A 19826-nucleotide genomic window follows, 5' to 3' on the forward strand; every position below is an offset into this window, starting at 1 on the left:
CATGTGAACCATTCCGTGGGTCCGCCGTACACGACGAAGAAATGCACGTCAAGACGGGAGTGTTGATGGCGTCCGAAAGTGCTTCGGCGAAAATCAGGTCCGGGCTTTCCCATCCGGTCATCGACTGTGACGGGCACTGGACCGAGCCGATTCCGTTGTGGGCCGACTACGTGCGCAAGCTCGCCGGCAGCAGCAAGGCGGACACCTTTCTGAGCATGCAATCCGGCAGGGGCGACGCGTGGTACCGGATGTCGCCGCAGGAGCGGCGGGACCGGCATTACTGGCGCCCGGCCTGGTGGGGTTTCCCCGCGGGAACCCTGGACCGGGCGACTGCGATGTTGCCCGCCTTGATGTACGAGCGGCTCCCGGAGTTCGGTATCGACTTCGCGCTGATTCTCGCAACCCGGGGAAACACCCCGGACTACATCAAGGATCCGGCATTGCGCCGGGCGGCCGTCCGCGCGGCGAACATCATGCACGCGGAGATCTTCGCGCCCTTTGCCGACCGCATGATGCCCGCCGCGACGATCGCGACGAACACCCCCGAGGAGGCGATCGAGGAGGCGGAGTTCGCCGTCAACGAGCTCGGCTTCAAGGTCGTCATCATCAACGGCAGCTTGATCCGGCCGGTCCCCGCCTTCGACAAGGACGGCGCCGAACCGGCGAGCGTCCCGTTCTACGTGGACAGCCTCGCGCTGGACAGCGCGCACGACTACGACCCGCTGTGGGCGAAACTCGCCGAGCTGAAGGTGTCCCCGATGACGCACAGCGGCAGCCGGGGCTGGCCCGACCGCGCGTCGGTGACGAACGACGTCTTCAACCACATGGGGCACTTCGCCCAGGCGGCGCACTCGTTCGCACGGTCGCTCTACCTCGGTGGTGTCACCCGCCGGTTCCCCACGCTGAAGTTCGCGTTCCTCGAAGGCGGCGTCGCCTGGGGCCGGAGCCTGTGCGCCGACCTGGTCGGGCACTGGGAGAAGCGGAACCCGCAGGCGCTGCTGGCGAACCTGCGTCCGCGCAACCTCGACCAGGCCGTGCTGCGCTCGCTGATCGAGAAGTACGGCGGCGACTGGGCCGAGGGGCGCGCGGATGAGCTGATCGCCAACGTGGACATCCTGTTCCCCGGCACCGGCATCGAGGAGTTGACCGACCGGGAGACCGACCTCGACGACTTCGCGGCCGTGGGCGTCGGGTCCGCAGACGAGGTGGCGAACGAGTTCGCGCGCAACTTCTACTTCGGCTGCGAGTCGGACGATCCGCTGATCTCGCTCGCCTTCGACACCCGGCTCGGACCCAAGCTGAAGCCGCTGTTCAGCTCCGACATCTCACACTTCGACGTCACCGACATGACCGAGGTGCTGCACGAGGCGCACGAGCTGGTCGAGCACGGGCTGGTGGACCAGACCCAGTTCCGTGAGCTGGTGTTCTCGAACACCGTCGAGCTGCACGCCGGAGCGAACCCGGACTTCTTCAAGGGCACCGTGGTGGAGCAGGCCGTCGCCGACGAACTCGCCGGCCGAGTGACCACCGGCGAGCGACCGTCGTGACGGCGACGCGACTGTGCGGCCGGTGCGGGCTGCCGGAGGGCCGGCGCAGCGTCACGTTCGACGACGAGGGTGTCTGCTCCGTGTGCCGTCACCACGAGCTGAAGCACCACAAGATCGACTGGACGCAGCGTGAGCGCGAGCTCGCGGTCCTGGCGCAGGAAGTGCGCGGGCAGGGGCCGTACGACGCCGTGGTCTCGTTCGGCGGTGGCAAGGACGGGTCGTACGTTCTGTACTACCTGACCGAGGTACTGGGCCTGCGGTGTCTCGCGGCGACCATCGACAACCGGTTTCTTCGCGACCAGGCATGGGAAAACTGCCGCCGGGTGATCGATGGGCTGGGTGTCGACCAAGTCGTGCTGCGGCCGCCGTTCCCGTTGGTGCAGCGGCTGATGCGCGCCGGACTCGGGCTCGCCGGCACCGTGTGCTGGCACTGCACCGCGGGCATCGCCGCCTACCCGGTGCGCACCGCGATCCAGCTCGGCGTTCCGCTGGTGTTCTATGCGCACAGCCTCAGTGAGTACTACAGCTATCCGGGTCGTACGTACGCGGACGCCCCGGAGTCCGACCGGATGGACGACGAGTGGTACGAGCTGGTCACCGGAACCAGCTTCGCGGAAATGGCGGCCGCCGTCCCGGACGTCGACCCCAGGGCGCTGGCGCCGTTCGCGTTCCCGAGCCGCGAGGAAATCGACGCAGCCGGTGTTCGAACCCTGTTCCTCAGCAACCACATCCGCTGGGACGAACGGCGTCAGGTGGACGTGATCACTCGCGAGCTGGGGTGGCGCGGCGCGCCGCAAGAAGGCGTCCCGGCGGGTCACGAGTACGAGAAGTTCGACTGCTTCCTCGTCGGCACCCACGACTACCTGAGGTTCGTGAAGGAGGGCTACGGGCGTGGCGCGCGGATCGGCGCACTCGAGACCCGGCTGGGCCGGATGACCCAGGAGCAGGCCGTCGAGCTGGGCCGCTCCAGTGACGGAAGGCGTCCCGCAAGCCTCGACACCGTCCTCGACCTGGTGGAGCTCGACGAGGAGGACCTCCTGGAGCAGGCGGTGGCGTTCGCCGCGCCCGGCCGCGACTTCGATCTGGAGTCCGTGTCCCGTGCCACGCCGTTGCCGGACGCCGACCGCATGCCGACCGCGCACCGCGGTGCGTCGGCGGGTGGTGGCCAGGATGGCTGATCCGGATCTGTCGCACGGGGATGACGACCGAGGGTCACCACCCTTCAGCAGCATGGTCGGTCAGGCAGGCTTGCGGGCGGCACTGCTGCTCACCGTCGTCGACCCGGCCATCGGCGGGATTCTCGTCCGGGGCGAGCCCGGCACCGGGAAGTCCACGGCCGTGCGCGCGATGCGTGCCCTGCTCCCGCTCCTGGACGTCGTGGACGGGTGCCCGGTCCACTGCGACCCCGCCGACCAGCCCGGGCTGTGCGGTTCGTGCCGGGACCGGCTCGCCGCGGGCGAGGCGTTGAGCAGTGCGCGGCGCCCGGTGCCGCTGGTGACTCTGCCGGTAGGGGCCACCGAGGACCGACTGCTCGGCACACTCGATCTCGCGACCGCCCTGCGCGACGGCAGCCGGCGGCTCTCGCCGGGACTGCTGGCCACGGCCAACCGCGGCTTCCTCTACCTCGACGAGGTGAACCTGGTCGCCGACCACCTGCTCGACGCGATGCTCGACGCGGCCAGTTCCGGCGTGCACCGGATCGAGCGGGACGGCGTGTCGGCGGCGCACCCCGCGCGGTTCAGTCTCATCGGCACCATGAACCCCGAGGAGGGCGGGCTGCGGCCCCAGATCCTGGACCGCTTCGGCATGAGCGTGGACGCCGATGTCGTCCTGGACCCGGCGCTGCGCACACTGGTGCTGCACCGCCGCCTGGAGTTGACGCGTTCGGCTTCGGCTCGGGCGCGGTACCACGCGGCCGATCGCGAGCTGGCCGGTCGGCTGGTGCGGGCGAGGACGCGGCTCGACGGTGTCCGGTATCAGCCGGAGTTGCTGGCGCGCGTGGGCAATCTGGTCGCCGGGTTGTCCGTGGCGAGCCACCGTGCGGACCTCGTCCTGGTGCGGGCGGCGGCCGCGGCGGCCGCGCTCGGCGGGCAGGACAGTGTGTCGGAGCGGGATCTCGCGCTGGCGGCGATGCTGGTGCTCAACCACCGGGTCGGCGATCGGGCGGCCTTGCTCGACGCCGTGTCGGCCCTTGTGCCGGACGGCTCCGCCGACTCGCTCTCCGCGCTGCTCGGCCAGTGGGGCGAGCCGTGGCAGTCGCTCGTCGGAGCCGCCGACGAGCCGGTGGCCGAGAGCCTCGACGGGGAGGCCGAGCCGGGTGGTGCCGAACCGGCCGCCGCCGAACCCGGCAACGCCGGCGGATCCGGTGCGCCGAACGGGCGGCCGAGGCCGGGGGACGTGGCGCCCGAGTCCGGTCCTGTCCAGCCGGGCGGGACCCGGACGCCCTGGGTCACGGCGCCGTTGACCGCAGGCGAGCACGGGCCGCTGCGGGCCGAACGGCTCCACGCGCCCGACTCGGCCGCGACCGCGACGCTCGTCGTCGGGGCCCATGGACCCGAGGGCGGACTGCCGGCCGGGGTGTGGCCGGCCTCCACCGGGCAGCTGGCGGTGGTGCCGACCATGGTGCGGGCTGCGCTGCGCGCACAGCCCGCCGCGGGCCCGGTGCGACCCCGGATGTGCGACGTCGTGAGGACCAGGCGCACCGGACGGCCGAACGTGGGGCTGATCGTAGTGCTCGACGCGTCCTGGTCCATGGCGATGGACGGCACCTTCGGCCGTGCGCGGACGTTCGTGGCAGATCTGCTCGGCCGCGGCAAACGAGGGGACCGGACCGCGCTGATCGTCGCCGGGGGCAGCAGGGCCACGGTCGCCCAGCCGTTCGCCCGGTGCGCCACGCAGGCGATCGACCACGTCCTCGGGCTGCGGCCACGGGGCCGTACGCCGCTGGTCGACGGGATCGCGCAGGCGGTCGCGATGAGCGGCAGGCGCTGGCAATACCAGGGGTGTGCGACGCCGTACGTCCTCGTCGTCACCGACGGCCGGGGCGGACGCCGCGGTGAGCCGCCAGCCGAGCGGGCGCGGGCGATCGCCACCGCGGGCACGCTCCGCCGGCAGCGGGTGCCGGGCTCGATCGTCGTCGTCGGCGACGGTGAGCACGCGACGGCCGAGCGGTTGTCCGGGCTGCTGGGGTGGCGTCTGCACGAGCTCGCCGGAGGTGACGCGTGAACGGCGCACCGCACGTGCACACCATCGAGCTCTCCGCCACCGATCTCACCGCGGTGAAGCAGGTGCTGGCCGAGGTGGTGGCTCGGTTCGACTTTGCCGAGGACGCCGCGTTCCAGGACGAAGCCGACGCCTACGCGCAGGAGCTCCCCCGGGCCCTTCGGACCGGGCTCAACGACTTCCGGCTGCACGAGCCGGCCTGCATCTGCCTTGTCCGCGGGTTCTTGGTGGACGACGATCGGCTGGGCCGGACGCCCGCGCACTGGCTGGAGCACTGGCCGCCGGTGTCGACGCGGGAGCTGGACTTCTACCTGTTTCTGTGCGGGAGCCTGCTCGGGTCACCGGTGGCGTGGTCGACGAAGCAGCGCGGCCGCATGGTGCACACCATCGCGCCGAGCCGCGAGGACGCGGACGAGCAGCTGGCGTCGGGCAGCAGTTCCACCCTCACGTGGCACACCGAGGAGGCGTTCCACCCACTGCGGTCGGACTACCTGGCGCTGCTGTGCCTACGCAATCCCGACGCGGTCGCGACGACCTTTGCGTGCGTGCACAACCTGCCCGCCGAAGTGCTGGGTGACCCGGTGCTCCACGAGCCGCGGTTCCACATCCTGCCCGACGGGTCACACCTGTCGAGTGCGCCCGCCTCGCCGGTCGTCGACATCCCCGCGCCGGTCCGGACCCGGGTGGCGGACCTGCTCGCCCGGATGACGGACACCCCGGAGCCGGTGCCGTTGCTCTTCGGCGATCCTGGATCGCCGTACCTGCGACTCGACCAGCACTACACCCACGCAGCCGCGGGCGATCCCGTCGCGGCGCAAGCACTCGAGGAGTTGATGGCCGCGGTGGAGGACGGGCTCACCTGCTACCGGCTCGCGCCCGGTGACCTCTGCGTCATCGACAACTACAAGGTCGTGCACGGCCGTGAGGCGTTCGGCGCCCGCTACGACGGCACCGACCGCTGGCTGCGCCGGATCAACGTGGCCCGGGACCTGCGCAGGTCCCGACACGCCAGGGTCAGCGCGGGATCGCGGTTGATCGTATGAGCGCCCCCGATGCCCTCACCGGCTACACCCTGCCGCTGTCGCCGACCGGCAGGTCGGCGCTGGTGCCGCCACCGCCGTGGCACTTCTCCGGCGACGTGCTGATGGTCGAGTACCTCGCCGATCCGGCGGCCGTTGCCGCGTTCCTGCCCGCGGGCGTGACCGCGTCCACACGGCCCGGTCACGCCGCGGCGATCTTCGGGGACTGGCAGTCGTGCACGGACGGCGGCGCCGAGCTGCTGGACCCCGTGCGGTCCCAGTACCGCGAGTGCTACGTCGCGCTGGCGTGCCAGTGGCAGGCGCAGCCGGTCGCGCGGTGTCCGTTTTGCTGGGTAGACAAGGACTTCTCGCTCGTGCGAGGTTTGATCCAAGGCTATCCCAAGAAGATGGGCAGCATCGCGCTCACCAGGTCCTTCGAGCTGGGGCGGGCGACCCCGGCGGCGGGCGAAGGTGCCCGGTTCGCCGGCACTCTGGCGGCAGGGGACCGGCGGCTGCTCGAGGCGTCGGTGACCCTGGTCGAGCCGGCCGCCGCGCCCGAACTGATGCTGGCCCCGCTGGTCCACACGCGCCGGTTCCCGTCATGGGACCCGGGCGGCACCGCGGTGAGCGAGCTGGTCACCGGCGGCAGCACCGATCAGCGGATCGGGTCGGTGTGGACCGGCACGGCCGAGCTCGAGCTGTTCGACTCGCCCACCGACGAGCTGTCGATGCTGCGCCCGGTCGAGATCATCGCCGGGTATCGGTTCTCGTTCGCCGAGACGATCACCGGCGGTCGACTGCTGACGGAGACTCCATGAGCACCGCGGGAAAGGTCGCCGAGGATCCCGGGTTCCGGTCCGGGTTGGAGGGCGTGATCGTCGCGGAAACGGCGATCAGCCACGTCGACGGCCCCAACGGCAGACTGCTCTACCGCGGCGGCAACTCGATCGAGTCGGTGGTGGACCGGTCCTATGAGGACATCGTGCACCTGTTGCTGCACGGCGGTTTTCCCGAGCCTCAGGCCGCAACGGCGTTCGCCGCGCGGCTCGCGGGTGGGCGTCCGCTGAACGCGGCGGCGCGGGCGGCACTGGAGGGGTTGCCCTGCGCCGCCGAGCCCGCCGCGGCGCTGCGGACGATCCTGTCCGCACATGGCGCGGCCCGTGGCGTCCGGGCGCCCGACGTGCCGGAGGCGCTTGCGCTCACCGCCGTTGCGCCGACCGCGGTCGCCGCCTTCCACCGGCGTAGGCGCGGCCTGCCGGAGCTCGAGCCGCGCGCCGATCTCGGGCACGTGGCGAATTTCCTCCACCTGCTGCACGGCGAGGCGCCGGACCCGCGGCAGGTGCGCTGGCTCGAGGCGTACTTCACGGTCACCGCCGACCACGCGCTGAGCCCATCCACGTTCACCGCACAGGTTGTCGGGTCCACCGGCAGTGACCTCACCTCGGCGATCGTCGCGGCGATCGGCGCGCTGAAGGGACCGGCTCACGGAGGCGCCACCACCGAAGCGACCAGGATGCTCGACCGGGTCGGCGACCCGGCGAACGCGGAAGCCTTCGTGCTGGATCTGCTGGCCCGCGGTGGCCGCTTGATGGGCTTCGGGCACCGCGAGTACCGCCGATACGATCCGCGCGCGCGGATCCTCGCGGAGGTTTGCCGTGAGGCGAACCCGCGCTACCACGCGGTCGCGGCGGCGGTCGAGGCCGTGGCCGAGCGCGAGCTCGCCGCGCGCCACCCGGACCGGCCGAACCTGACCAACGTGGACTACTTCGCGGGCGGCGTTCTGTCGGCCGTGGGCATCCCGGACGACGAGTTCGTCTGCGTTTTCGCCGCGGCCCGGCTGGTGGGGTGGGCCGCACACGTCATCGAGTACGTCGAGCGGGGCGAACGGATCGTCAGCCCGGCCTCGCGCTGGCTCGGACCGGATCAGGAGCCGGGGGTGCGCGGTGCCACCGGGCGGAACGGAGGCTTCGGATGCTGAACCTGACCGAGCTGGAACAGCGGGCGCTGGACACGCCGATCAACCTCGCGGACGGTCACCCGCGCCAGGAGCTGACCGACTCGCAGCTGAAGGTGGTCTACCGGTTCCCCGAGCTCTTCGAGACCGCGCAGGTGGAGTCGTTTCGGGAGCTCGAGCGCTCCGCGCAGACCGAGTTCCTGCACGCGCTCGGCCAGCGGACCGCGCCGGTGGCCGACGAGCGGGTGTTCAGCGTGTACTCGTCTTCGGTGGCGACGATGGTCGTCGGGAACGTGCTCGCCGACCTGGGCCACGAGGTGGCGCTGGTGCACCCGACATTCGACAACCTCCACGACATCCTCGTGCGCAAGGTCCGGGTGCGGCCGCTGTCCGAGGCGGACTGCGCGACCGCGGACCTCTCGGGTGCCGTCGCCGCCGGCGCGACGTGCGTGTTCGTGACCACGCCGAACAATCCGACCGGCTGGTTCCTCGACCGCGACGCCCTCGCACGGCTGGCTGCGGCGTGTGCGCACCACGGGCTGCTCCTCTGCCTGGACGTGTCGTTCCGCGGGTTCGACACGCGCGCCCAGTTCGACAACTACGAGGTGCTGGAGGCGGCCGGGGTCTCCTACGTGGTCATCGAGGACACCGGGAAGCTGTGGCCGGTCTCGGAACTCAAGCTCGGCTTCCTTGCGGTCAGCGCTGACCTGCGTCACGCCGTGGACCACGTGCTCAGCGAGGTGCTGCTCACGGTGTCACCCTTCGTGCTGCGGCTGGTCGAGCTGCTCGCGCTCGACGCCGTCGACGGCGGGTTCGAGCGGTTGCGCGGCCTGGTCGCGGAGAACCGACGGCTGGTGACCACCGCGCTGCACTCCCTCGACGGCATCGATCTGGTCGACCCGGACGCGCGGGTGAGCGTCTGCCGGATCGGCGTCGGTTCGGCAGCCGAGGCCGAGCGCGTGCGGGCCGGACTGGTGGACCGCGCCGTGCACGTGCTGCCGTGCGACCAGTTCCACTGGGCTCGGCCGGGCGAGGGCGCCGGGCAGCTCCGGCTGGCGCTGGCCAGGGACCGCGACCTGCTCGCCGACGGCCTACGCCGGCTGGCCGAAGTGTGGCGCGCTGTGCCGACCGGGTCCACGTGATGGGGCGGGGACCGGTGTCGTCGACCGTGCTGGACCGGGTCCGCAAGCTGGCGCCCGGGATCGCGAGCCGCGCGCAGGAGATCGAGGACGCCCGCGCACTGCCGCCGGACCTCGTCGCCGAGCTGACCGGGGCCGGGTGCTTCCGGATGCTCGTGCCCCGGCGCTACGGCGGTGAGGAGCTCGACATCGCGGCCTGCCTGGACGTGATCGAGGAACTGTCCACCGCGGACGCGTCCACCGGGTGGTCGGCCATGATCGCGTGCAGCAACCTCCTGGTGTTCGGGTTGTTCCCGCAAGCCACCGTCGACGCGGTGTACGCGAATGGCCCGGACGTCGTGTCGGCCGGTTCGCACGCGCCGAAAGGCACGGCGCGGCCGGTCGACGGCGGTTACGTCCTGTCGGGACAGTGGCCGTTAGCCAGCGGGTGCGGGCACAGCGGGTGGGTGTTCGTGCATGCGGCGGTCGGAAACGGCGACGAGCCCGAGCTGATGTCCAACGGGATGCCGGTGATGCGGCTCGCCCTGCTCCCGGCAGCCGAGGTGGAGATCGTCGATACGTGGCGCGCGCTCGGGCTTCGCGGGTCCGGCAGCCACGACATCCGGGTGCGTGACGTGTTCTGCCCGGCCGAGCGGACGTGCCGGCTCTTCGGCGGGTGGAGCACGTTGCCGGACACTGTGTTCCGCGTGCCGCCGGTGGCGCCGCTGGCGCTGTTCATCGCGGCGGTCGCGGTCGGTGCGGGTCGCGCCGCGCTGGAGGACGCGGCGGAAGTGGCCGCGGGTGGCAAGCGCCCCGCCTACGGGGCGCGCCGGGTCGCCGAATCGCCGCTGTTCCAGACACGCATCGCCGAGGCGGACACCCAGCTCCGCGCCGCACGGGCGCTGATCCACGCGGAGGCCCGGCAGGCTTGGCACACCGCCGCGGCCGGCGGTGACTTCTCGTTGCTGGACCGGGCGAGGATGCGCGCGGCGAGCACTTATGCGGTGCAGGTCGCGACCGAGGCGACCGAGACGTCGTTCCGCCTCGCCGGCAGCGGTGCCCTGTACGACGGTTCGGCGCTGCAGCGGCGGATGCGCGACGTCGCCACGCTCGCCCAGCACGCCAGCGTCGGACCGGAGTTCTACCCGATCGCGGGTGCGCTCCTCGCGGGGGAACCGGTCGACACGATGCGGATCTGACCGCGCCCGCAACGGGCACGGCTCCAGAGAACCGAAAGGAGGGAAGCCATGCACTTCGCTGGTCGCAAAATCAAGAAGGCCGCGGTGAAGACGACCGTGCCGCAGGCCAACTAGGCCAGGCCGAACAGCGGTCACGCGCCGGCCGGCAACGTCGGCGCGTGACCGCGCGCCCGGAGCAAAGGGATTCGCGAGAAGAGGAGTGAGATGGGGCTTCCGGCTTCTCTGGCGGCGGCGTTCGACGAGGCGCTGCGGGAACGGGACGAGGAGAGCACGACCGGCGAGTTCCGCCGCCGCCGCGAGCACATCGAGGCCGGTGTGCCGATGGACCACGCCGCGGGCGAGCGCCGTCTGGCCGACCTGCTCACCGTCGCCCACGAGCAGGTGCCGTACTACGCCAACCTTTCCGGCCCCGGCCCCGGCGACGTCGCCGGCCCGCCGCCCGGACTGGCCGCCTTCCCGGTGCTGACCAAGCAGGAGCTGCGGGCCTCGTTCGCCGATCTCGTGGCGCGCTCGCCCGAGGACGGTGTGCTTCGCCCTGGGGCGATGTACATGCTGCGCACCAGCGGCAGCACCGGCGAACCGGTGTCCAGTATCAAGACCGAGGAGGGCGACGGGCTCGCCGACGTGATCATCCGCGAACGGGCGTACGCCGCTTGCGGCCTGCCCGAGACCGGGGTGGCGCTCGCGGCGCCGCTGCTCGGGGCGGACTCGCCGCTGATCCAGGTGCAGCTGTATCCGCGGCCGTATGTGTGGTGGAACCTGCGCGGGCTCGAGCACTGCTACGACCGCGACACCGCCGACGTGCACGCCGAGTACGACGCGATCGTCGGCGAGTTCGACGTGGATCTGGTGTACGGCACGTCCAGCCGGGTGATCGCGATGGCGCGCTACTGCCAGGACCGCGGCATCGCGGTGCGGCCGACGGCGATCGTCGCCACCTACGAGGAGATGCCCGAGCCGGGTCGCGCGCTCGTCGAGGAGGTGTTCGGAGCGCCGGTGACGATGATGTACGGCACCAGCGAGACCGGGCTTTCCGCGTGGGAGTGCCCGCGCCGGTCTCTCCACTTCCAAGACGACTGGGTGGTGTGCGAGACGCTGCCGCACGGCACGCCGGGCGAGGACAGCGCGGAGAGCATCGTGCTCACGTCGCTCAAGTCGGACGTGATGCCGATCTTGCGGTACGTCACGGGCGATCTGGCGATGCCGAGCTCCGCGCCGTGCGACTGCGGACGACCGGGACGCACCATCGCGGGGCTCCACGGCCGCTCGCAGGCGCGCCTCGTCGCGTCGGACGGCCGGGTGTACAGCCCGTACCTGCTCTACGAGGCGCTGATCGGGCTCGGATTGCACGACTTCCAGATCGTGCAGTCCGAGCCGGGCGTCGCCGTGCTGGTGATCCCGGCGTCCGGCGGCCAAGACGCGGAAGCGGCCGTGACCGAGGTCAACGCCCACCTCAGCCGGTACTTCACCGACGGCAGCGATCTGAGCTTGCGCGCGAAGGCGTCGGGAGAGTTCGTGCTCAGTCCGGCGGGCAAGCGGAACCCGGTGGTGCAGCGGCTGCACATCCCTGTCGGAGCGGAGCGGATCTGATCCCATGGCCTTGCTGCTGACCAGGAACCCGGCATTCCGGCGAATGTTCTTCGGGCAGACGCTGAGCACGATCGGCGACCCGCTGCTGCCTTTCGCCCTCGCGTTCACCGCGCTGGCCGACGGCGACGTCGCGACGTTCGGGTGGTTACTGGCTGCCCGCAGCGCGGGTTCCCTGGTCGCGTCGCTGGCCGGGGGAGTGATCGCGGACGAGCGGCCGCCGACCCGCATCCTCGCGCTCTGCGATGCCGCCCGGTTGCTCCTGGTGCTCGGGATCGGGCTCACGCTCGTCACCGATCAGCACCTGCTCGCGATGGTCTTGCTGTTCGTGATGAGCGCCGTCGGCGCGGTGTTCCAGCCGACGTTCTCCGCCGCGCTGCCTCTGGTGGTCTCCGCGGCGGACCTGCAGCCGGCGAACAGCGTGATCAGCGTGGCCAAGCGAGCGGGCGCGTTCCTCGGCCCCGCGCTGGGCGGCCTGCTGTCGCAGGTCACCGACGTCGCGGGAATTCTCGCCGTGGACGCGGCCACGTTCGCCGTGAGCTTCGCGTGCTTCCTGAGCGTGCGCACGACGGCGACGGCGCGGCGGCGGACGGCGAGCTTCGCCACGAAGCTGCGCGAGGGCTTCGACGCGGTGCGCAGCAGGCGGTGGATCTGGCTGCTGATCGTGCTGGCACTCGTGCAGGTGGCGCTGTGCATGGTGCCGTGGATGACGCTGCTCCCGGCCGTGCTCGCCGGGTACGGGCACCAGCCGGTCGCCTACGCGGCCTGCCTGTCGGCGTTCGCGGCGGGTAACGTCGTCGGCTCGCTGGTCGTTGCGCGGATCCGGCCGGCTCGCCCGGGCACCCTGGCGCAGCTCGCGCTCCTGCCGTTCGGCCTGCTCCTGCTCGTGCTCAGCGCGGACCTGCCGGTGGCGGCGTTCGTCGGCGTGCACTTCCTGGCCGGAGTCGGTCTCGACGTGTACACCGTGCTGTGGGTGACGGCGATCCAGCGGGATGTCCCGGACGCCATGCGGGGCAGGGTGTTCGCGTTCGATGCGGCGGGCTCGTCGGCGCTGATGCCGGTGGCGTTCGCGGTGGTCGGCGTGCTCGGCAAGGCTGTCGATCCACATCCCATCCTGCTGCTGGGTGCCGTCGTCGGGGTGGCGATCTCCGTGATACCGCTGGTCGACCCGCAGGTGCGGGCGTACGCCAGTCCGGCCGCGGCGTCGGACGGCGAACGGGACGAGGTCCGATGATCGACATGCTGCGCGACTACACCGGTGTCGACACGATGGAGGTCTTTCGCGGCCTGGCGGCGGGCCCGTCGGACGCGGTTCGCGCGGGCACTGGCGAACTCGTCCTCCTGAGGTACGCGGATGTGAGAACGTCCTTGCCCGCCGTCGAGTTGACCACGCAGCGCCCGCGTCGTGACGTGCTCGCGCTCGCGACCCTCCCGGACGGGTCGCGGGAGATCCAGACCGTCATGAAGGCCCACTACGTGAGGTGGCCGCTGTTCTCCGACGGTGATTACCACACTCGCCTTCGCAGGCACCTGGTCCGGTCGACGAGCGATGTGACCGACGCCGTCGGGGCAGCGGCGCTGAAGCACGTCGTCGCGGTGCGGCGGGAGACCGGCGGGAACTCGTTCTCCTGGTTGGAGCAGGTCGCCGAGCCGATCGCGGCCGGGCTGGTGGCCCGGCTGCTGGGGGTCCCCGCCGATGTGGCGACGGAGCTCATCGGCTGGGCGCAGGTGATCGTCCGTGAGCTGACGTGGCCCGTCATGGACGACGCCCGGGCCGCCGACGTCGTACGGGCGCAGCGCGCGCTCGGGGACTGGCTGGCTGGTGCGCTGCCGGCCGCCTCGGGGGCAACCAGGTACTTGCGGGCCGTTCACGCGATCGCGGACGACCCAGCGCTCGGCTTCGAGTCCGCCGTCGCGACCCTGGCGCAGACGGTGAGCGGTGCCTACGATCCCTTGGTCTCGGTGATCACGACGCTCGCGACCACCGTCACGCCGGAGGTGCTGGCCACGCTGCCGCCGGCGACTGTCGCGGAAGAGGTCCTCCGCGTGGCGACGCCCTTCCGCTTCTCTCGCCGGTTCACGACCGTCCACACGCGGCTCGCGGGAGAGTTCGTGCCGCCGGACTGCCGGATCTTCCTGGCGCTGGCGGCGGCCAACCTGGACCCGCAGGCGTTCCCGTGTCCGATCTCGATGGCGCAACGGCGTACCCCGCACGTTTCTTTCGGCCTCGGCAGGCACTACTGCGTCGGCGCCGAGGCGGTGCGGAGCTGCCTCGCCGGTGTGGTGCGCGGGCTCGCTTCGGTTCGCGCGACGTTCACCGCCGACCGTGTCCGGCACGCGCCGGAACTCTCGATCCTGCGCTTCGTCGCCGCGGACGGACACTGGCGGCCGCACTGAGCGCGGCGACGTCCTCGGCACCCACCTCGACCAGCGGACCTGGAGGCAATTCGTGAGGGATGGCTACTACGTTTCGACGTACCTGACCCCGCCGGGGCTGTCGCACCTGCTCGACCTCCGAGCGCGCCACGACAACAATGTGTCGCTGTGGCTGAAGTCGGGCCGGGAGGTGCGGGTCATCGCGCACTGGCCGGTGGAGCGGCTGTCGGGGTGGCGGCGGCACGGGGCCGCGGTGCCCGATTCGGCGACGGGTGACGAGTTGGTGGCGTCGTTGCTCACGTCGGTGGGTGTCGACGCGGCGGACGTCGTGGAGTTCTGGGGGACGCCCGGCATCGGCGGTGATCGGTACGTGGACGTCGGCGGGGACCACCACGATGTCGATCTGCCGCCGCACAGTGTGGCGCACGTGTTCAGTTGCGCGTTGCTGGACACGGAGGTCGCGTGGACGGAGCCGGTGCTTGCGCTCGCCGTGGACGGCGGCCCCGATTCGGTGCTGGCGTCGAAGGAGTATTCGTCGTCGTTCGCCGGTGCGTATGTCGAGTCCGGTGAGTTCACGTGGTTCCCGGTAGCTTCGCCCGCGCGGTTGTTCACCGCGGCCCGGCACCGCTACGGGTTGCGCGAGGGGACGCTGATGGCGCTCGCCACGGCGGCCGGCTGTGACGCGGAGCTGAGCGAGCTGCGGGACGAGGCGCTCGAGGAGCTGCCGTTCACCGGGCCGGCGACGCTGCTGCTGGTGGAGTGCGAGCGGATGGTCGGGCGCATGCACGACGCGGTCGTGGCGGCGTTCGCGACGGGCCGGGTCGTGGCGGATGAGCGTTTCGGTGCCGAAGAGCAAGTGATGAGCGCGGTCATGAAGGAGGTCCAGCGGGTCTCGCTGGCTGTGATGGTGCGCAATGTGGAGGAAGCGCGTGCGAGGTTCGGGTTCGACCCGACCGTGACGAACCTGGCGCTGGCGGGCGGCTTCGCGTTGAACTGTCCCACGACGAGCGCGTTGATGGCGGAGTTCGGGTTCCGGCGGCTGCTGTCTCCGCCGTGCGTCGACGACAGCGGCCAGTCGTTGGGGATCGCACTGGGCGCCTTCCACCGGCGCTGCGGGACCGGCTTCGACTTCCGGTTCCCGGGCGCCTACCTGGGCCACCAGGACGGCGAATTGGCCGGCTCGTTCGCGGAGTTCGCCGATTTCATCGCCGAGGTCGAACCCGCCGACTGCCGGCAGGTGGTGGACGACCTGCGGTCGGCGCCGGTCGTGTGGGTCGACGGCCGGGCCGAGCTCGGGCCACGCGCGCTCGGTCATCGCTCGATCTTGGCCGACCCGACATCGCCGAAGTCGAAGGACGAGCTGAACCGGCTCAAGCAGCGGGAGTGGTGGCGCCCGGTGGCGCCGATGGTGCGTGAGGAAGATCGTGCTGCGTGGTTCGAAGACGCTCGCCCGTCGCCCTACATGCTGGAGACTTTCCTCGTTCGCCGGGACCGTGAGGCCCGGGTGCCCGCGATCGCGCACCTGGACCGCTCGGCTCGGGTGCAGACGCTGAACCGCGAGCAGGACCCGTTCCTGCACGAGGTGCTGTCCGTGTTCGCCGAAGCCACGGGTGTTCCGTTGCTGTGCAACACCTCGCTCAACGACAAGGGCGAGCCCATCATCGACACCGTGGCGCAGGCCATCAACTTCTGCCTGCGGAAAGGCGTCCAGGTCGCGTACCTCAACCGGCACCGGGTCACCTTCAAGAACATGCACCTGTACCAAGAGGACGGTCCACGCGGCCGGACCACGTGGCCGTTCGAGCGCGACGAGGCGGGCACGGCGGCGCTCGCAGGTGAGCTCAATCCGGCCGGTCTGGACGACCTGTACCTGCACGTTTGGCTGCGTTACCCGCTGCTGCGCCGACGGTTCGATCCCGCGGATCGCCGGAGCGCACAGGCGCTTCGGCGAACGGTCGACAGCTGGCTCGCGACGAATCACGAGCTCGAGGCGGGGATCCGGCTGTGGATCAGCAGGGCGACCGGCCTGGTGGACCGCCCCCGCGAGAGGCAGAAGAAGGAGGAGGACCATGTCCGAGGTTGAGCTTGACGGCCGGATCGCCACGCGGTTCCTCGAGGTCGTGGCCGAGACGCTGGCGATCGATGTGGTCGATCCGTCGCGGACCTTCCAGGACTTGGACGGCGACTCGCTGTCGGCGATCATCGTCGTCGAGACGTTGCGAGAGGAGGGAATCGTCGCGAGCGCCGAGGCTCTGCTCTCCTCGGAACCTTTGGAACGAGTGGCGGCTCGGCTCGAGGCGAGCCACCCCGGTCCGCGATGAAGGACGGCTACTACGTTTCGGCGTACCTGACCCCGCCGGGGTTGCCCCACCTGCTGGACACCTGGTTGCGCCACAACAACAATGTGTCGCTGTGGCTGAAGTCGGGCCGGGAGGTGCGGGTCATCGCGCACTGGCCGGTGGAGCGGCTGTCGGGGTGGCGGCGGCACGGGGCCGCGGTGCCCGATTCGGCGACGGGTGACGAGTTGGTGGCGTCGTTGCTCACGTCGGTGGGTGTCGACGCCGCGCAAGTGGTGGAGTTCTGGGGCACCCCCGGGATCGGCGGTGACCGCTACGTCGACGTGACAGCGGACTTCGCGGAGGTGGATCTGCCGCCGCACAGTGTGGCGCACGTGTTCAGTTGTGCGTTGCTGGACACGGAGGTCGCGTGGTCGGAGCCGGTCCTCGCGCTGGCGGTGGACGGAGGCCCGGACTCGGACTCGGTCCTGTCGGCCGCGTCGAAGGAATACCCGTCGTCGTTCGCCGGTGCGTATGTCGAGTCCGGTGAGTTCACGTGGTTCCCGGTGGCGTCGCCCGCGCGGTTGTTCACCGCGGCCCGGCACCGCTACGGGTTGCGCGAGGACGCCCTGGTGGCGCTCGCCACCGCCACCCGCTGCGACTCGACGTTGGACGAGCTGCGGGACGAAGTGCTCGACAGGACATCTTTCGTGGGGCCGGCCACGAAGCTGCAGGTCGAGTGTGAGCGGCTGCTCGGGCGTCTGGACGACGCGGTCGTGGCGGCGTTCGCGGGGGGCCGGGCGGTGGCGGATGAGCGCTTCGGCGGCGACGAGCAAGTGGTGAGTGCGGTCATGAAGGAGGTCCAGCGGATCTCGCTGGCTGTGATGGTGCGCAATGTGGAGGAGGCGCGTGCGCGGTTCGGGTTCGACCCCGCGGTGACGAACTTGGCGTTATCGGGTGGCTTCGCGTTGAACTCTTCGACGACGAGCGCGTTGATGGCGGAGTTCGGGTTCCGGCGCCTGCTCTCTCCGCCGTGCGTCGACGACAGCGGCCAGTCGCTCGGCATCGCACTGAACAGATTCCACCGGAGCTGCGGGACCGGCTTCGACTTCCGGTACCCCGGTGCCTACCTCGGACACGAGGACCACGACGCCGCAGGAGCGCTGCGCGACTTCGCGGGCTTCATCGCCGACGCCCGTCCGGGCGACTGCCGGCAGGTGGTGGACGACCTGCGAGCGGGTCCCGTCGTGTGGGTGGACGGCCCGGCGGCCGCCGGGCCGCACGCCCTTGGTCATCGCTCGATCTTGGCCGACCCGACGTCGCCGAAGTCGAAGGACGAGCTCAACCGGCTCAAAGAGCGGGAGTGGTGGCGCCCGGCGGCGTCGATGGTGCGGCAGGAGGACTGCGATGCGTGGTTCGAGGGCGCCCGCCCGTCGCCGTACCTGCTCGAGACGTTCCTCGTCCGCGAGGACCGCGGGGCCATGGTGCCCGCGATCGCACATCTGGACCGCGCCGCGCAGGTACAGACGCTGAACCGCGAACAGGACCCGTTCCTGCACGAGGTGCTGTCCGCGTTCGCCGAAGCCACCGGCGTTCCGCTCCTGTGCAGCGCATCGCTCGACGGCCGGGACGAGCTCATCGCCGACACCATTCCGGAGGCCATCGATTTCTGCCTCAGGAAGGGCATTCCGGTTGCTTACCTCAATCGGCGCCGGGTGACGTTCAAGGACATGGATCTGTACCAAGAGGACGGTCCACGCGGCCGGACCACGTGGCCGTTCGAGCGCGACGAGGCCCGTACGGCGGCGCTCGCAGGTTCGCTCAACCCGGCCGCTCTGGACGACCTGTACCTGCACGTTTGGCTGCGCTACCCGCTGCTGCGCCGAAGGTTCGACCCCGCGGACCGGCGAAGCGCTCAAACCCTCAAGCGGACCGTGGACGCGTGGCTTGCCGCGGACCGCGACTTGGCCCGGCTCTTCGACCGGTGGATCCACCAGTCGCACAACCCGCGGACGCGGACGTGAGCCCGCGGACCGGCCGGACGCGGCCGTGACGGGGTTCGACGGGCCGTGGCCGGATGTGCTCCGGGCGACGCTGGAAGGTGCCCCGCGCGCACTGGTGCTCACCCGGCCGGCGACCGGCGAATCGTGGACGGCGGACGCCGTGCTGTGTCTTGCCGACGCGATCGCAGCCGCGATCGCGCGGCACGGCTCACCTTCGTGCGTGTGGGTCTGCGATGACGTCGGAGTGACCACGCTCGCCACCTTGCTCGCCTTACGGGGTACGGCAGTCATGGTCGACGGGCGCACTCCCGACGCGGCGGCGGACCGCCTGGCGAAGACCGCGTCTCCCGATCTCGTGGTGGTTTCCGACGCGCTCGAGCGCCTTGCCGCGTGGGCCACCGGCCGCGCGACACCAGTTCTCGTGGCCGGACACGAGGTCCGGTTGTCGCACGCGCCGCACACCTGGGCCGGGTCGTCGGCGGGGGCGCTGCAACTCGGCGTGGTCACCTCGGGAACGGCGTCGGCGCCCCACCTCGTGACGCTGCCCGCGGAGCAGGTCGAGGCGGCGCTCGCCGGGGTGTGGCGCCACGCCGACCTCAGACCGGACGACGCCGTGCTCACCGTGTCGCCGCTGCATCACACGCTCGGCCTGATCACCGGGCTGCTCGCACCGGTGATCCGTGGTGCGCGGGTCGCCCGCGCATCCGCTGCCCGTCTCCCAGCGGCGAGAGGCCTGCGGTGCACGTGGAGCGCGATGAGCCCGGCGGCGCTCGGCCTGCTGCTCGCCCGAGGCGTTTTCGGTCCGAAGTGGACTCCGCGGGTCCTCCGGACGAGTTCCGCGCCACTGACCGCAGAACTGGTCGGACACCTTCGCGACATGGGGGAGTCTTTGCTGCTCAACGCCTACGTCCTGAGCGAGGCGCCCGGTGAGGTGTCGTCCCGCCGGTTCTCGCCGTCCTGCCCCGGCGACGTCGGGCCGGGAACCGTCTGCGAGATCGCCATCGCGGACGACGCGGGACGGCTCGTGCCCGACGGGCACGACGGGGAGATCTGGATCCGCGGCGCGAACGTCGTCCGGGACGCTCTCCTGTCCCGCGCCGGACCTGAACTGTCGTCGTCCGCGTGCGAGCTCGTGCGAGCCGGCTGGTCACCCACCGCGGACCAAGGCGCGCTCCAGTCCGGGGAGCTGGTGGTCAAGGGCCGGATCGGCGACCTGATCAACTGCGGCGGCGAGAAGATCGCGCCGCATGACGTGGAGGCCGTCCTGGCGAGGCACCCGGGCGTGCGGGAATGCGTCGCGTTCCCGGTGCCGCACCGAACGCTCGGCGAAGGACTGGCCGTGGCCGTGGTGGCCGGAGGTCCCGATGTCACACCGAAGATCCTGCGTAGCACGATTCTCGATCACCTGCGTCCGAGCCACAACCCGCTGAACATCGTGGTCGTCGCCGCCATCCCCAAGACAGCGCGCGGCAAGGTGTCGAGGAGAAGCTTGGCCCGCGAGTTCGGCTTGACCGAGGACTGACTG

The 19826-nt window shown here is 71.1% G+C and carries 15 protein-coding genes; all 15 read left to right on the plus strand.

The features are described from left to right. The first annotated feature begins 65 nt into the window (after positions 1-65). The 15 genes from AB0N03_RS19580 to AB0N03_RS19650 all read left to right on the plus strand — a co-directional run bounded on the left by AB0N03_RS19580 (position 66) and on the right by AB0N03_RS19650 (position 19823). Positions 66-1547 (plus strand): amidohydrolase family protein, encoded by a 1482-nt coding sequence (locus AB0N03_RS19580; protein WP_364373298.1) that lies wholly within the window; start codon positions 66-68, stop codon positions 1545-1547. Then, entirely contained in the window at positions 1544-2725 is a 1182-nt protein-coding gene (locus AB0N03_RS19585) for an N-acetyl sugar amidotransferase (RefSeq protein ID WP_364373301.1), read from the plus strand. The genes AB0N03_RS19580 and AB0N03_RS19585 overlap by 4 nt, the downstream gene beginning before the upstream one ends. A 52-nt stretch (positions 2726-2777) precedes the next feature. Then, positions 2778-4772: an ATP-binding protein gene (locus AB0N03_RS19590; RefSeq protein ID WP_364373304.1), complete on the plus strand. Its 1995-nt coding sequence runs from the start codon at positions 2778-2780 to the stop codon at positions 4770-4772. After that, positions 4769-5812 carry a guanitoxin biosynthesis L-enduracididine beta-hydroxylase GntD gene (gntD, locus tag AB0N03_RS19595; protein ID WP_364373307.1) on the plus strand — a complete coding sequence of 348 codons (1044 nt, stop codon included), beginning with the start codon at positions 4769-4771 and terminating at the stop codon, positions 5810-5812. Before AB0N03_RS19590 ends, gntD begins: the two co-directional genes overlap by 4 nt. Continuing rightward, a complete protein-coding gene (locus AB0N03_RS19600; protein ID WP_364373310.1) occupies positions 5809-6606 on the plus strand; it encodes an acetoacetate decarboxylase family protein in 798 nt (265 codons plus the stop codon). The genes gntD and AB0N03_RS19600 overlap by 4 nt, the downstream gene beginning before the upstream one ends. Continuing rightward, complete coding sequence (locus tag AB0N03_RS19605; RefSeq protein WP_364373313.1) at positions 6603-7766, plus strand: citrate/2-methylcitrate synthase; 1164 nt, start codon at positions 6603-6605, stop codon at positions 7764-7766. The genes AB0N03_RS19600 and AB0N03_RS19605 overlap by 4 nt, the downstream gene beginning before the upstream one ends. Further along, complete coding sequence (locus tag AB0N03_RS19610; protein WP_364373316.1) at positions 7760-8884, plus strand: aminotransferase class I/II-fold pyridoxal phosphate-dependent enzyme; 1125 nt, start codon at positions 7760-7762, stop codon at positions 8882-8884. The genes AB0N03_RS19605 and AB0N03_RS19610 overlap by 7 nt, the downstream gene beginning before the upstream one ends. Then, positions 8884-10059 (plus strand): acyl-CoA dehydrogenase family protein, encoded by a 1176-nt coding sequence (locus AB0N03_RS19615; protein WP_364373318.1) that lies wholly within the window; start codon positions 8884-8886, stop codon positions 10057-10059. The genes AB0N03_RS19610 and AB0N03_RS19615 overlap by 1 nt, the downstream gene beginning before the upstream one ends. A gap of 204 nt (positions 10060-10263) precedes the next feature. Next, the gene (locus AB0N03_RS19620; protein WP_364373320.1) at positions 10264-11649 is read left to right on the plus strand and encodes a hypothetical protein; all 1386 of its coding nucleotides are present in this window, start codon (positions 10264-10266) and stop codon (positions 11647-11649) included. A gap of 4 nt (positions 11650-11653) precedes the next feature. Next, positions 11654-12880 (plus strand): MFS transporter, encoded by a 1227-nt coding sequence (locus AB0N03_RS19625; protein ID WP_364373323.1) that lies wholly within the window; start codon positions 11654-11656, stop codon positions 12878-12880. Then, positions 12877-14043 (plus strand): hypothetical protein, encoded by a 1167-nt coding sequence (locus AB0N03_RS19630; protein ID WP_364373326.1) that lies wholly within the window; start codon positions 12877-12879, stop codon positions 14041-14043. The genes AB0N03_RS19625 and AB0N03_RS19630 overlap by 4 nt, the downstream gene beginning before the upstream one ends. A gap of 52 nt (positions 14044-14095) precedes the next feature. Then, on the plus strand, positions 14096-16105 hold the full coding sequence (locus AB0N03_RS19635) for a carbamoyltransferase C-terminal domain-containing protein (RefSeq protein WP_364373328.1): 2010 nt from the start codon (positions 14096-14098) through the stop codon (positions 16103-16105). After that, the gene (locus tag AB0N03_RS19640) at positions 16092-16343 is read left to right on the plus strand and encodes an acyl carrier protein (protein WP_364373331.1); all 252 of its coding nucleotides are present in this window, start codon (positions 16092-16094) and stop codon (positions 16341-16343) included. Before AB0N03_RS19635 ends, AB0N03_RS19640 begins: the two co-directional genes overlap by 14 nt. Further along, on the plus strand, positions 16340-18322 hold the full coding sequence (locus tag AB0N03_RS19645; RefSeq protein ID WP_364373334.1) for a carbamoyltransferase C-terminal domain-containing protein: 1983 nt from the start codon (positions 16340-16342) through the stop codon (positions 18320-18322). Before AB0N03_RS19640 ends, AB0N03_RS19645 begins: the two co-directional genes overlap by 4 nt. Positions 18323-18347: 25 nt before the next feature. Beyond that, complete coding sequence (locus AB0N03_RS19650) at positions 18348-19823, plus strand: AMP-binding protein (RefSeq protein WP_364373336.1); 1476 nt, start codon at positions 18348-18350, stop codon at positions 19821-19823. Positions 19824-19826 lie beyond the last annotated feature (3 nt).

The sequence above is a fragment of the Amycolatopsis sp. NPDC051061 genome, from assembly GCF_040682935.1.
Taxonomy (GTDB): Bacteria; Actinomycetota; Actinomycetes; order Mycobacteriales; family Pseudonocardiaceae; genus Amycolatopsis.